This is a genomic window from Fibrella arboris (assembly GCF_041321095.1).
GTDB lineage: Bacteria > Bacteroidota > Bacteroidia > Cytophagales > Spirosomataceae > Fibrella > Fibrella arboris.
This window is the reverse complement of record NZ_JBGGWE010000011.1, coordinates 48,668-62,380: the sequence shown is the minus strand read 5'-3', so window position 1 is coordinate 62,380 and position 13,713 is coordinate 48,668. Positions and strand designations below refer to the sequence as shown.

Sequence of the window (13,713 nt, the reverse complement as noted above, 5' to 3'; positions counted from 1 at the left end):
CTTTACACGTATAATTCCGGTCTGAGCTTCATGCTCTTTAGCACGATCCAGTCGACCAGGCCGGGAAAAAAGCGGCTCAGCGTTGCATTCAGTTTGCCCATGCCAGTTAACACGGTGTTGCTGCGGCGCCGATGAATATGCCGGGCAATGGCTTTGGCTACTGCCGCCTGCGACATCTGCCAGCGAGGGGGGCGATGCGCCAACGGTACGGGATCGCCATTAGCGGCGAATACCCGTTTCTCCGGGTCATTGGTCGTAAAACCGAGGTGAATCACGCCCACGTGCATACCTGTTTTATGCCATTCTAACCGAAGCGTATGGGCCAGATTGGTCACTGCGGCTTTTCCTGCGCAATAAGCTGAGCCGCTGGGAATCCCGTTCAGTGAGGAGATCGACGAAATAAACGTGACACAGCCTTTCGTGGCAAGCAGGTGAGGTAAGGCCGCTTTCAACGGATAAACCGTACCGTAGATGTTACTGTCACAGACTGCCCGGAACACATCTACATCGAGATCGTTAAAATAGGCACGCATGGAAATACCGGCATTGGTCACCAGGATGTCGAGCTGCCCGAAGCTGGCAATTGTTTCAGCAACCAGCCGCTGGCAGGCTACATAACAGGTCACATCAGCCACACAGGCTTCGGCAACGTACCCAGCCTCGGTAAAGGTGTTCAGCGTTTCGGCAAGCCGCTCAGCACGAAGACCGTTCAACATTACGCAGGCCCCCTGACGGGCTAATTCACGAGCCGTTTCACGGCCAATGCCCGACTCCGACCCCGTAATCAGCGCTACTTTGCCCGCGAAAAGGCCGGTAGACAACGGCTGGGTACGTTGCTGACCAGCCTTCACGACCTGGTTGGCAGTGCGATTAGTTGGCAAAGCGCGTTTATCAATAGACGTGTCCATGAGCGGTAAACCAGTTGTAAGCTTCCAGAATGGCTTCCCAAATAGGCGTTTGCGGTAAGTTGAGTTCGCGGATCGCCTTCTCCGACGAAAAATAATGGCCGTCATTGGCCATCATAGCCATTGGCAGGGTTACCTGGGCCGGTTTGCCCGTCAGCTTGGCGCACCAGTCGTTAAACTGGCCGTATAACCGTGTCAGACCCGGCGACAGCGCAAGCTGAGGCGGACGAACAGTAGCCAGTTCTGCCATTAACGTAAACGCTTCCTGGTAGGTAAGGTTTTCGTGCCCCAGAATATAGGACTCGCCAATGCGCCCCATAGTTAGCGCATTCACAGTAGCTATGGCCGCATCGCGCACATGAATGAAATTCTTGCCACCAACGGTGTAGCCCGGCACCTGTCGCCGGGCTATGGCCAGTAGCATGGCCCCTGAGGTAGGTTTTCTGTCGAGCGGACCAACCAGGAACGATGGATGCACCAACACAGCAGGCAGGTCATCCGTGCAGGCAGCTTGCCTGACCAGCTCGCTGGCAGCCACTTTACTGTCTACATAATCGACCCCATACCGTTGTCCTGAGTACGGCTGTTGCTCGTTGCCGGGCTTCTCTTTGGTGCCGAAGCCAAATACGTTGGCCGTACCGACGTAAACCAGTCTGCGAACACCCAGCTCTTTAGCCGCCCGAATCACGTGCGCTGTACCGGTTTTATTGACCGCCCAAACGGCCGGGTTACGCGCCGGATTAACCTGGGCCAGGGCAGCCGCATGAATGACGCCTGCACAGCCCGCCGTTGCCCTCATAACGTCGTCTGCATTAGTAATATCGCCGTCAACGAGCTCGATGGGAATATTGGGTAACGTAGACCGGTTGCTACCCGGGCGTATCAGTGCCTTCACCACATACCGGCGAGCCAGCAGCTCACGGGCAATATGGCTTCCCAGGAAGCCGTTCGCACCGGTCAGAAGAATCGTGTTAGCCAAAAAACAGCGGTTAGTAGGTGTCGTACCAAGTACGGAAAAGAGACCGTAATGGATTAACACGATTAGCAAAAGGTAAGCGGCCTGCAACAGTGTAGCAGCAGTTGGTAGGACTAAATTGTATTGCCGCGCAGATAATCACCTACCGCCATTCGGCGTTTCCCTTCCGCCTGTAGTTCGTCGACGGAGAGCCACTCATCGGCAGCGCGCACCAGGATCTTCGTTTTGTGGTCGGTGTAAGCTTCGCCCGGTTGGGCATCGAACGCGGGACTTTCGTTAGCGACCGACGTCGCATAGATCTTATAGAACTTGTTGTTCAACAGGGTCCAGGCGGCAGGGTAGGGCGAGAGGCCCCGAACGAAGTTGCGAACGCTGGCGGCCGGCTGATTCCAGTTGATCTCGGTTGTTTCCCGGTGCAGTTTAGGTGCAGGCTTCAGCGAGTCGCTTGCTGACTGGGCCATTCGTGGGTACGTCCCGGACTCAATGGCCTGAACCGTTCGCAGCACCAGATCAGCGCCGTGTTCCATCAGGCGGTCGTGCAACGTACCTGCGGTATCGCTGGCGTGAATTGGCTCCGTTTCCTGGAAAATCAGTTGACCCGTATCGATCTCTTTCTCGATGAAAAAGGTAGTCACTCCCGTTTCTGTTTCGCCATTGATGATCGCCCAGTTAATGGGGGCTGCTCCCCGGTACTGCGGTAGCTTCGAGGCGTGCAGGTTGAACGTGCCAATGCGGGGCATGGCCCAAACGGCCTCGGGCAGCATTCTGAAGGCTACAACAACTTGCAGGTCAGCATTATAATTAGCCAGTTCGCCCAAAAACGCCGGGTCGCGCAGTTTTTCGGGCTGTAGTACCGGTAAGCCGGCTGCCAGAGCTGCTTTTTTCACGGGCGATGGCACCAGCTGCAGGCCACGTCCCGAAGGCCGGTCAGGTGCCGTAATAACCGCTACCACCTGGCATCCGCCAGTCAGCAGTCGTTGCAGGCTGGCCACCGCAAAATCGGGGGTGCCCATAAACACAATACGCAATGCGTTGTTCATATAGCTCGTTTGTAGGTACGTTGAGGGCTGGTAGTTAGTAACCCATTTTTCAGTTTTTTAGAAACCAGGATACGTATGTTGACAAAGGCGGTTCCGAAGTAGTACATTTGTCAAAACGCCATCTCAACCCGATGCGACAACAACGCGCACACATTATTAAAGGTTGGTTCTTCTGACAGGCTGCAAAACAAACAAACTTGTTGCAGAACGGTCGGTGGACCGTTCTTTTTTTTGTCTAAAACGTATGTTCCTAATAGTTGCTCCTGTCCGTGAAAGCTACCAGGGACGATTGTCTAAAGTACAAGACACCAGCATATTATGTCTAAAATTAATTATTACACAGAAGAGGGCCTGAACCGGCTCAAAGCCGAACTGAACGATCTGAAAACAAAAGGTCGTACGGCCATTGCCCACCAGATTGCCGAAGCACGTGACAAAGGTGACCTTAGCGAAAACGCTGAATATGATGCAGCCAAAGATGCCCAGGGGCTGCACGAACTGAAAATTTCAAAGCTCGAGGAAGTACTGGCCAATGCCCGCCTGCTCGACGAATCATCGATCGACACGTCGATCGTGTCGGTGCTGTCGAAAGTAAAGATCAAGAATAAGAAGACCGGGGCTGAAGTGACCTACACGCTGGTGTCGGAAGAAGAAGCCGATCTGAAACAGTTCCGTATCTCGGTTGGCTCACCGATCGGTAAAGGCCTGCTTGGAAAAAAAGTAGGTGAAGTTGCGGAAATCACAGTACCCGCCGGAAAAATAGAATTTGAAGTAATCGATATCAGCCGGTAATCTCATCCGTAGAGACGCTTGCGTCTCTACGGATGCCGTTCATATACCACAAAATCGAAGGCGGCTTCGTGGCGTTCGTCGGCGGGGTGGTGCTGCCGGCTGACTTCATGCCAGTCTTTCTTATCGAATTCAGGGAACGACGCATTGCCTTCGTAGGTACGTTGCACTTCGGTCAGATAGATACGATCCGCCATGGGCAGGGCCAGCGCATAGATTTCGGCCCCGCCAATGACAAACAGTTCAGGTTGTTCATGAGTAGCCTCTACCTGCTCCGCGGCATCAATGGCCGCGTCGAGTGAATGAACGACCAATACGCCATTCGTTTGAAAATCAGGGTTTCGCGTGATCACGATGTTCGTTCGTTTTGGCAACGGCTTCCCCAGCGCATCCAGTGATTTCCGGCCCATAATGATGGCATGCCCACTGGTTCTCTGTTTGAAATAAGCAAAATCGTCGGGAAGATGCCAGGGCAGATCAGGACGGCCATCGGCCCGGTCGCGGCCGATGATCCGGTTTTGTGCCATTGCGGCAATCAAACTAATTGTCATAGATGAAAAGTCTCGTCTGGGTAAAAATACAGACAGCACGGAACAGATCGTGTACGCATGCTATATAAACTCGCTTAGTATTTAGGTATCAGCGACTTACAGCTACTTGGTGATCGCCTGAAAAATGGTCGGTTGAATCTTGGAAAAACCGTCCAATTCCCTCTTGTTATTATATACATTTGTGTTCTGGTATAACGTTTTCATACAGTATTCTAACATATTTCTCCTATGAACAGACGCGACGCCCTGTTGCGGGTGGCCACAATGGTGGGTGCGACAATGACGCTACCCGGCCTTGGCTCATCCGCGTTGGCCGAAACGCTTGAGGCTTCGGCAGCACAACGGGTTGCTACGGGCAAACCCGTCCTTTTCACCGCTGATCAGGACGCGCTGGTTGCTGACCTGGCCGACGTGATTATTCCTACAACCAAGACGCCTGGTGCTAAAGCCGCCAAAGTCAATGAGATCATAGACGTTGTGCTGAAAGACTGCTACCCGGCAGCCGATCAACAACGATTCCTCGACGGCCTCACCATGACGCAGAAAATGAGTCAGGACAGCTACGGAAAATCATTCTCGCAACTCGATAACACGCAGAAAATTGAGTTGATGAAAAAGCTGGAAGCAGCCGCCAAGCAACAGAAAGCTGATGCAGCCCGTGCGGTAGCCGGGCAACAGGATGTGCAGATTGCCGCCGAGAAGCGTAATGTAACGCCATTTTTTGCCATGCTGAAAGACCTGACGCTAATGGGCTATTTCACCTCCGAAATTGGCGCTACACAGGCGCTCGAGTACGTCGCTATTCCTGGCCGTTACGACGGTTGTGTTCCCCTGAAACCCGGTCAGAAGGCCTGGGCAATCTAAAAAGAGTTTACTGTTTTCAGTTTGCTGTTTACAGTTGCGCTGCTTAGTGCTACTGAATCCAAAGCGAAGCAACAGAAAACAGTAAACTGAAAACTGCAAACTTAAGAAGATGAATCTCAATATCGACGCTCAGAAAGACATGACCTACGACGCTATCGTGGTTGGGTCGGGTATATCCGGTGGCTGGGCCGCAAAAGAACTGACGCAAAAAGGACTGCGTGTACTGATGCTGGAGCGGGGCCGCGACATTAAACACGTTGAGGGGTACGTTACGGCCACCAACAATCCCTGGGATTTTCCTCACCGGGGCCGAATCACCACACAGGCGGCTGAAGAGTACTGGGCCAACATGCGTACAGGCTATACGGCCAACGAAGAGTGGCGCCACCATTTTGAAAACGATTCCCTGAATCCATACATCGAAAAACGACCGATGGACTGGATTCGTGGCTATCACGTAGGTGGCCGGTCATTGATGTGGGGGCGGCAAAGCTACCGCCATGGGGATGCCGACTTTACGGCCAATCTGAAAGAAGGTGTTGGGATCGACTGGCCTATTCGGTATAAAGACATTGAGCCTTGGTACTCATACGTGGAAGGATTTGCCGGTATCAGCGGTGGAAAAGACGGCCTCAGTATATTACCAGACGGTAATTACCTGCCTCCTATGCAGATGAACTGCGTGGAAAAGGAAGTGAAAGCGAGGGTTGAGAAGTCGTTTGGTAAACGGCATATCATCATGGGACGTACTGCTCACCTGACCGATCCTAAAGCTGTTCACACTAACCTGGGCCGTGCTGCCTGCCAGTACCGGAACCAGTGTATGCGGGGATGCCCATTCGGTGCTTATTTCAGCACCCAGTCGGCCACGCTGCCAGCGGCAGTGGCTACTGGTCGCCTTACGTTGCGCCCCGATTCTATTGTGTCGGAAATTCTGTACGATGAAAAGAAAGGTCGCGCTACGGGTGTTCGTATCATTGACCAGAACACGAAGGCTGTGCGCGAATATTTTGCGAAAATCATCTTCGTTAACGCCTCGGCGTTTGGTACTACGGCAATTCTGATGAACTCGAAATCGAACCGTTTCCCAACCGGAATGGGAAATGATTCAGATCAACTGGGCCGGAATATCATGGATCACCACCTTGGCGTAGGTGCATCTGGCGATTTCGACGGCATGGAAGATCAGTATTATTACGGCCGTCGGGCCAACGGTATCTACATTCCACGTTACCGTAACTGGGATGGCGACAAGCGCGATTACCTACGTGGATTTGGCTACCAGGGGGGCGCCAGCCGTTCAGGTTGGAATCGTGGCGTTGGTGTGGATGGTTTCGGTGCCGATTTCAAAGAAGATCTAACGAAACCCGGCCCCTGGAACTTCGGCATTGGCGGATTCGGCGAAGTGCTGCCTGATCCAAACAACCGTATGACATTGTCGCCCGATCAGAAAGACCGCTGGGGGTTACCGCAAATCGTGTTCGACGCTGCCTATGGCGAGAACGAGAAAAAGATGCGTAAAGACATGATGAACGACGCCGTAGAAATGTTGGAGGCGGCTGGTCTGAAGAACGTGCGCGGCTACAATGATGAATCGAAACACCTTGGTATCGGTATCCATGAAATGGGCACAGCTCGTATGGGTCGTGACCCCAAAACTTCGGTGCTGAATGCCAACAATCAGATTCACGCAGTTAAGAACGTGTTTGTGACCGATGGCGCAGCCATGACCTCAGCCTCCTGTGTGAACCCGTCGCTTACCTACATGGCCCTGACGGCCCGCGCTGCTGATTTCGCGGTTAAGGAGTTAAAGAAACAAAACCTGTAGACAAATCTCGTCGAATCTAAAAAGCTTTCTAGGCCTCATGCGGGGTTTAGAAAGCTTTTTTTTTAGTCAACGTATTAGTTATCAAACGGTTAATAAGTATAAATAGTAAACCTATAGACTTGTTTTATTGACGTTAAGTTAAATTAATTAATTTAATAGGCGAATTCAAAGGCATCTTGTTGTTTTAGTATTATCTCAAGATTAACTTTGAAAGAACAAATTTTTACCACCGTACAAAAGTTGGCACAAGTTTTGAAAAGGAATTGATAGTCAGTTCTGATTGACTGGCCAACCCATAAAAAATACCTGTAAGAGAGATGAGAACGATTCGGTTGTATATGATTCTGCAATGGGTGTTGTTTCTGCCCATCTTGTTACCGCTTTGCATGGTATTCGGCGCGCTTCGTGGTGCCGTTCTCATGGCTGAACGGGTGATCGATCAAATGAGCACAGATATTAGTTATAAGCAGCCAGGTACGTCAGTACAGCCGGAAGCTTAGCTGATTGGTTGGCTTAGTGCCTATAAAAATGGCCCTGACACTGCCTATGCACAGTGTCAGGGCCATTTTGCGCTGTACTCATCCGGTTTAGAAGATGAAATCCAGGTTTTTGTCTTTGAATTCTTCGTTATCCAACTCGAGGAACTCTTCCCAAAATGGATCAACTGGCAGGCCAGCCCGTAAAATCAGGGGTTCTTTTTTCACCGGATGGATGAAATAGAGGCGGCGGGCGTGCAGGTAAATTTTCTTGCCTGGCACTTCACGGTCATAGCCGTACTTGGCATCACCACGAATTGGACAGCCCATTGCGGCCAGTTGCGCACGTATCTGATGGGGGCGGCCCGTGAGTGGTTCTACTTCCAGCAGATAGTGTTCGTTTATCTTTCCCAGCAACCGATACGATAGCTCTGCCCGTTGCGAACCGGGCGCTTCATAGTCATAAGCCGTTACCTGATTTTTAGCTTCGTCTTTTACCAGGTAATGCACCAGCTTCCCTTTTTTCTCGGCCGGATGCTGCCTGACAACAGCCCAATACGTTTTTTGTATCTGCCGTTTCCGGAAAATCTCCGTCATGCGCTCAACCGCCTTCGAGGTACGTCCGAATACGACCAGACCGCTAACGGGCCGGTCGAGGCGATGAACAGGGTTTAAGAAGACATCGCCAGGTTTATTGTATTGCTCTTTTATATACTCTTTAAGCAATTCAGTAAGCGAGACATCACCAGTCCGGTCACTCTGGACGAGCACCCCCGGTTCTTTATTGACAATCAGCAGGTGGTTGTCTTCGTAGACCACCGAATAAGGTAAGCGCTTCTTCATAATAATGTCATTAGGCTTTACCCTTGTCAACTAGTCCTACGCTGTCGTTTGTCGTGAACAATAAATAACGGCGTAGCGCAGGGCCAGTTAGCAACGGTAAAGCCTAGTACTAACTCAGTACGCTTCCGATTCGTTCGGGAAGTCATTGGCTTTCACATCATCCACGTAATGCGTGATGGCCTCCAGCATTGCCGTATGCAGGTCGGCGTAGCGACGTAAAAAGCGGGGCTTAAACTCTGTATTGATACCCAGCATGTCATGAATAACCAGAATCTGGCCATCGGCATCGGGGCCGGCTCCTATACCAATGGTGGGAATGACCAATTGCTCTGAGACCTGTTTGGTGAGTGCCGCCGGTATTTTTTCCAGTACGGTAGCGAAACAGCCAATATCCTGAAGCATCAACGCATCATCGATCAGTTTCTGCGCTTCAGTTTCTTCTTTCGCCCGCACAGCGTAGGTGCCGAATTTATAAATCGATTGAGGGGTAAGGCCAAGGTGCCCCATCACGGGTACACCAGCGCTTAAAATCCGGGACACCGACTCGCGGATTTCGCTGCCGCCTTCCATCTTTACGGCATGGGCACCCGACTCTTTCATGATCCGAATGGCCGAGCGAAGCGCCTCTGATGAGTTGCCCTGATACGAACCAAATGGCAGGTCAACGACCACCAACGCCCGTTTCACCGCTCGTACTACCGAACCAGCATGATAGATCATCTGATCGAGTGTGATAGGCAACGTTGTCTCGTGACCGGCCATCACGTTGGACGCCGAATCGCCAACCAGAATAACTTCTACGCCGGCGGTATCGACCACGCGCGCCATCGAATAATCATAGGCGGTAAGGGCCGAGATCTTCTCGCCCCGGCTTTTCAATTCCTGAAGCGTATGGGTAGTAACGCGCTTAATATCGGGATTGTGAACAGACATAATTTAGTTTACAGTTTTCTGTTTACAGTTTTCTGTTGCGCTGCTAACTCATACTACGGCTTGTAGTGGAGCAACAGAAGGCAGTAGACAGAAAACTGTACACTTTTTTACCTGGGTGCCAACCAGGATTCTGGGTTCATTTTGGCAAACTCTTTCCAGATCTGGAATTGGAGTTCGGAGTTACCACGGCTGTCGGTCCCTACGCTGCCGATGGTTTCGCGCGCTTTGACACGGTCGCCCATTTTCACGGTTACGTTCTTTAGTTTAGCGTAAATGGTGTAATAATCGCCGTGCTGTATGGCCACAACATTCTGGCTGCCCATCACAAATTCTACGTTCATGACGATGCCATCATAAATGGCCCGTACCGGCTCACCGGCGTTGGTCTGAATATCGATGCCCGGGTTTGACACCTTCAGCCCTTTAAGGACAGGGTGGGGATGAACGCCGAACCGTTCAGACACAAAGCCGTGCTGAACAGGCCAGGGTAACCGGGCGCGCGATGCCGCAAAAGACGAGCCAAGCGCCAGCTCTTCCCGGTTCAGGTTGGTAGGGGTACGTGTGTTGTCTGATTTGGCTACGCCCAGGTCGGGGTCGGCAATGATAACAGGCGGGGGGGCAGGCTTGCCTTCCTCTTTTGCTTTGGCAACGGCCTCGGCCCGTTTGCGTTCAGCTTCCCGGCGTTCGGCGGCCAACCTGGTTGCTTCCAGTTTGGCGAGTCGCTGACGTTCGGCGCGTTCTCGTTCGGCCCGCTCCGCCCGTTCCCGAGCTTCACGCGCAATAATGCTCGTGATCATGTTCTCGAGCCGATTAATATTTTTCCGGCTCTCGGCCAGTTCGGTGCGTAACTCGCTTTCTTTCTGACTTAGCTGCTGAACAACCTTGTTCTTATCCTGCTTCAGATCTTCCAGTTTTTCTGACTCGCGCACTTTGGTTGTCAGCACAACCGTTTGCTGACGGCGCTTTTGTTCGGTGGCGGTGCGCTTGCCTGTCAGTTCGGTCTGAACGGTTTCCATCTCCCGTTTTTGTGTCTGTCGGGCTTTGGCATACTGCTTCAGATACCGATATCGGGCAACGAGCTGATTAAAATTTTCGGACGAAAAAAGAAACCCCAAGGGGTTCAGTTGCTGACGGCGTTTGTCGGCCGCGTAGATCATCTGGGCGTATTCGACCCGAAGCTTGTCGAGGTCACGATTTAAGGCCTGACTCGCTTTGCGAAGATCAGCAATTTCTACCTCGCTCAGTTTAATCTCGTCGGAGAGCAGATTGATCTGTTTCGACTGCGCATCAATTTCGGCCGTCAGCGTTTTCAGCTGGGTAATCGATACCTGCTTTTCTGATGATGTCTTTTTCAGGACCGCCCGGAGCTCATTTAATTGCTCTATATTCTTCTTTTTCTCACGTTCCAACGCTTGTCGATCCCGTTTCTGAGCAATCAGTGGGGCCGAGATGAACAAGCTTATCAGGACAAGGAAGAATAGGCGCATGTGCAAAAATAGTCGTAAGTAGCCTTGGAAAGCAGTCGGGAGCAGTGCGTAGCCTAAAGGGTCGTTCTTGTAGCAGCTAGTCTACTTTCCCGACCATATACGGTTACCCGTTGATTGCCAGCAGTTTAGTTGCGTTGGTACTTAGCCGGAATGGTGAACGGAAAGCCGGGGTCTTTGTCGATCAACTCTACTTTATTGTGTTTGATCTGGATCAGTGTTTGATAGAACTGCCCATCAGTCTGCGATTTGTAATCGAGCGTGACCAGGCTTGAATAGGGAAAGAGGAAGTTGTTCAGGGCGTTAAAATCTTCATAATCGAGGCGAAGTGCATTTTTGGTCGGCTGTTCTGTCACCATCAGTCGCTTCAGCTTGCGGTCGTTTTCGCCGATATAGTTTTCAACCAGCACTTTACCCGCGCTCTGACGAAGGAGCAGGTAATCGCGTTCGTTCTTAATCTTCTGGGCTGGCCGTTTGGGTAAGGGTAGGTTACCGACAATGAGTGCCTGCAGGAGATCAAAATTCATGTCGAAATTGAACTGGCGGCTTAGCGTAGGAAAGTCGTAAATGGCATAGCGCCGTTCCAGCTTGTCCATTATGGCTACGGAGTCGCGGGTGATCAGGGCACGAACGGCTTCGATCCCTACTTTGGAAATACTGATCCAGATAACGCTGTCTTTGTGAACGCGTAGGTTCAGGTTCGCATTGCTAATGTCCTGTGTCTTACTCTTGAACGACAGTTTTGATTTAGCTGTGAGGTATTTGAAGTCAACTTCGGCGACATTGGTGCGGGCTTCGTCTATGCCTGGCCTGGTCGTTGTTGTGGCGGCGGGCGGGGTAACACTAGCCACTACCGTTGGCGAAGCTGGTGTTGCCGTCACTGCCTGTGGCTGGCTTAGTGCCACTGTATCGGCCTGTATGGTAATGGCTTGGGGGGTACTTCTGATGCGCTGACGGTGACACCCGGTCTGACTATACAGGACACTGGCCAACAAGGCATACACTAAGACTTTATTCATACAATTTTCCGCCTGCAATCTTCTGGTCGAGCTTATCGCTGGCTCCTCCTTTTTGCCTGGCTAATTTCCACTGTTCAATGGCTTTTGCTTTATCTCCCAGCTGGAATAACACGTCGCCGTAGTGCTCCAGAATCGTTCCGCTGATATGCCCCGAATCAGACTGGATCGCTTTTTCCAGAAACTTTTTCGCACCAGCATAATCTTTCGACACGTAGAGTACCCAGGCGTGTGTGTCCAGGTACGTTGCGTTGGTGGGGTGTAGCTCAACCAGCTTGTTCGACATGGTTTTAGCCTTCGACAGGTTCTCGTTGCGCAATGACAGGAAATAACTGTAGTTATTCAGTACCCGGTCGTTGGCAGGATCGGCTTTCAGCGCTGCTTCGTAGGCCTCATCTGAATGCGGATAGTCGCGAAGGCCATTATAGGCGTCGCCGAGCCATCCGTTTATTTCTGGCTGTATTTTTTCGTTGGCGGCCAGTAGCTTCCGGCTTTCTTCCAGGGCATCGACAGCCTCCTGATAGCGTCGCTTAAACAGATTGGCCGATCCGTTCGAGTACCAGAGTAACCCCTGGTTAGGAAATACCTCGAGTGCCTTTTCGGTATGCACCAAGACACTGTCTACCTGGTTCAGTTCGCCGTCTAACTGAACAATGGCGCCCCACACTTCATAAATTGACGGGTCGAGGCGGGCAGCATGCACATAGGCGTCGCGGGCTTCGGCTTTCTGGCCCTGCTGCACCAGCAAATCGGCCATCATGACCTGCGCTTTGGCATCATTCGGGTTCTGGCGGGTAAGTTCCTGCGCCATTTTAAGGGCATCCTGTTTAGCCGTGGGACTGTCTCCGGTTGTACCAACATAGTTAGACAGGATCCGGGCTTTCAGGCCTGCTTCCAGATTCGGGTTAGCAAATACTTTCTGAATAGCCTGGTTCGACTTGTCGAGGTTGCCCTGACGCCGGTAAATGTCGGCCAGCATCATGTTGGCCTGTGGGTTATCGGGGTTCAGTTTCAGGGCACGTTCGAGCCAGGACATGGCCAGGGGCACCCGGTCGTTGGCCAGGAGCAGTTCGGCCCCTTCGACCAGAAACTCAGGGTCGGCCGGTTCAGCCGCGATTAGCTTTTCGGCTTCTTCAATGGCCTTGTCGACCTTGTTTTGTTTCAGGTAGATCCGTTGCTTCTGGCGAGTGATTTCTTCATTCAGGCCCATGGCTTTCTCTACGCGGTCGTAGGTGGCCAGGGCTTTATCGGGTTTATCGTCGAAGAGGTAAATAGCGGCCAGTTCAACGCCGTACTCGATCGTTTCGGTGCCTTTGGCCAGCAGCTTTTCGTAGAGTTCTTCTGCGTCGGAGTAGCGTTTCTGTTTCACATACAGTTCGGCCACCTGCAACAGATAATAGGCGTTGTCTTTATCGAGCTGATAGGCTTTCAGCGCATAAGGAAGTGCTTCGGTCGTTTTGCCCGCCTTAACCATAGCCGTTGCCAGGGCATACTGGGCCGCTGAATTGGCTGGATTCTTGGCCACCATTTTCTCAAGGGCCGTGATGGCTTTGGTGGGCTCATCGACCAGCAGAAAGCGGAACGCGTCGGTGAACTCGGTTTCTTCGGCAACGGCCTTGTCTGACTTACTAACTGGCTGGGCAATGGCTCCGTTATCAACGGGGGTCACTGCGGCCGGAGGGGTAGGGGCTGCCGGCTTTTGCTGAGCCAGCAAGGGAGCGGGCAGGCAAAGGCAGAAGCCGACCAGCAATCGTGGCCATATCCGAACGCCCGGAAAAGCCGGTGTCGCGGTGCTATAGGATGTGAAAATCAATGGCATAACGAGTAAATACACTATCAACGCCCCGGTCCAGTCTGGTATTGCCGAAAACAAGCTACAAGCAAGGTAAACAAATGTACAGCCAAACAAACAAACAACGGTTTCAAGACCTTGTTCAGCGAGCAAACGCCATACCAATGGCATCAGTAAGGATGCGGGTGGTAAACGCTTTCGGTACGAACATGTTGG

13 protein-coding genes are annotated in these 13,713 nt (G+C 51.9%); 4 read left to right on the top strand and 9 right to left on the bottom strand.

Annotated elements, in window-relative coordinates:
- Positions 1-2: 2 nt before the first annotated feature.
- The 3 genes from ACAW75_RS18715 to fmt form a co-directional block, all read right to left on the bottom strand.
- Positions 3-908 (bottom strand): SDR family oxidoreductase, encoded by a 906-nt coding sequence (locus tag ACAW75_RS18715; RefSeq protein ID WP_370730272.1) that lies wholly within the window; start codon positions 906-908, stop codon positions 3-5.
- Positions 892-1,884 carry an NAD-dependent epimerase/dehydratase family protein gene (locus ACAW75_RS18710; RefSeq protein ID WP_370730271.1) on the bottom strand — a complete coding sequence of 331 codons (993 nt, stop codon included), beginning with the start codon at positions 1,882-1,884 and terminating at the stop codon, positions 892-894. The genes ACAW75_RS18715 and ACAW75_RS18710 overlap by 17 nt, the downstream gene beginning before the upstream one ends.
- Before the next feature lie 110 nt (positions 1,885-1,994).
- Positions 1,995-2,921 carry a methionyl-tRNA formyltransferase gene (gene fmt, locus ACAW75_RS18705; protein ID WP_370730270.1) on the bottom strand — a complete coding sequence of 309 codons (927 nt, stop codon included), beginning with the start codon at positions 2,919-2,921 and terminating at the stop codon, positions 1,995-1,997.
- A 318-nt stretch (positions 2,922-3,239) separates the two neighbouring features.
- Here fmt and greA point away from each other — a divergent pair, with 318 nt between their 5' ends.
- Positions 3,240-3,713, top strand: a complete 474-nt coding sequence (gene greA, locus ACAW75_RS18700; protein ID WP_370730269.1) for a transcription elongation factor GreA — start codon at positions 3,240-3,242, stop codon at positions 3,711-3,713.
- A gap of 26 nt (positions 3,714-3,739) precedes the next feature.
- Here the strand turns inward: greA and ACAW75_RS18695 are convergent, their stop codons facing one another.
- Positions 3,740-4,261 (bottom strand): dihydrofolate reductase, encoded by a 522-nt coding sequence (locus ACAW75_RS18695; protein WP_370730268.1) that lies wholly within the window; start codon positions 4,259-4,261, stop codon positions 3,740-3,742.
- Positions 4,262-4,489: 228 nt separating this feature from the next.
- Here ACAW75_RS18695 and ACAW75_RS18690 point away from each other — a divergent pair, with 228 nt between their 5' ends.
- From ACAW75_RS18690 to ACAW75_RS18680, 3 genes are all read left to right on the top strand, one after another.
- Entirely contained in the window at positions 4,490-5,125 is a 636-nt protein-coding gene (locus ACAW75_RS18690; RefSeq protein ID WP_370730267.1) for a gluconate 2-dehydrogenase subunit 3 family protein, read from the top strand.
- Between the two features lie 109 nt (positions 5,126-5,234).
- Positions 5,235-6,953: a GMC oxidoreductase gene (locus ACAW75_RS18685; protein WP_370730266.1), complete on the top strand. Its 1,719-nt coding sequence runs from the start codon at positions 5,235-5,237 to the stop codon at positions 6,951-6,953.
- Between the two features lie 317 nt (positions 6,954-7,270).
- On the top strand, positions 7,271-7,453 hold the full coding sequence (locus ACAW75_RS18680) for a hypothetical protein (protein ID WP_370730265.1): 183 nt from the start codon (positions 7,271-7,273) through the stop codon (positions 7,451-7,453).
- Positions 7,454-7,540: 87 nt separating this feature from the next.
- Here ACAW75_RS18680 and ACAW75_RS18675 read toward each other — a convergent pair whose 3' ends face one another.
- From ACAW75_RS18675 to ACAW75_RS18655, 5 genes are all read right to left on the bottom strand, one after another.
- On the bottom strand, positions 7,541-8,272 hold the full coding sequence (locus tag ACAW75_RS18675; protein ID WP_370730264.1) for an RluA family pseudouridine synthase: 732 nt from the start codon (positions 8,270-8,272) through the stop codon (positions 7,541-7,543).
- Between the two features lie 114 nt (positions 8,273-8,386).
- Positions 8,387-9,205 carry a 3-methyl-2-oxobutanoate hydroxymethyltransferase gene (gene panB, locus ACAW75_RS18670; RefSeq protein WP_370730263.1) on the bottom strand — a complete coding sequence of 273 codons (819 nt, stop codon included), beginning with the start codon at positions 9,203-9,205 and terminating at the stop codon, positions 8,387-8,389.
- A gap of 107 nt (positions 9,206-9,312) precedes the next feature.
- Entirely contained in the window at positions 9,313-10,692 is a 1,380-nt protein-coding gene (locus ACAW75_RS18665) for a murein hydrolase activator EnvC family protein (protein WP_370730262.1), read from the bottom strand.
- Positions 10,693-10,817: 125 nt separating this feature from the next.
- Complete coding sequence (gene lolB1 / locus ACAW75_RS18660; protein ID WP_370730261.1) at positions 10,818-11,708, bottom strand: lipoprotein insertase outer membrane protein LolB1; 891 nt, start codon at positions 11,706-11,708, stop codon at positions 10,818-10,820.
- Positions 11,701-13,524: a tetratricopeptide repeat protein gene (locus tag ACAW75_RS18655; protein WP_370730260.1), complete on the bottom strand. Its 1,824-nt coding sequence runs from the start codon at positions 13,522-13,524 to the stop codon at positions 11,701-11,703. Before ACAW75_RS18655 ends, lolB1 begins: the two co-directional genes overlap by 8 nt.
- Between the last annotated feature and the right edge of the window lie 189 nt (positions 13,525-13,713).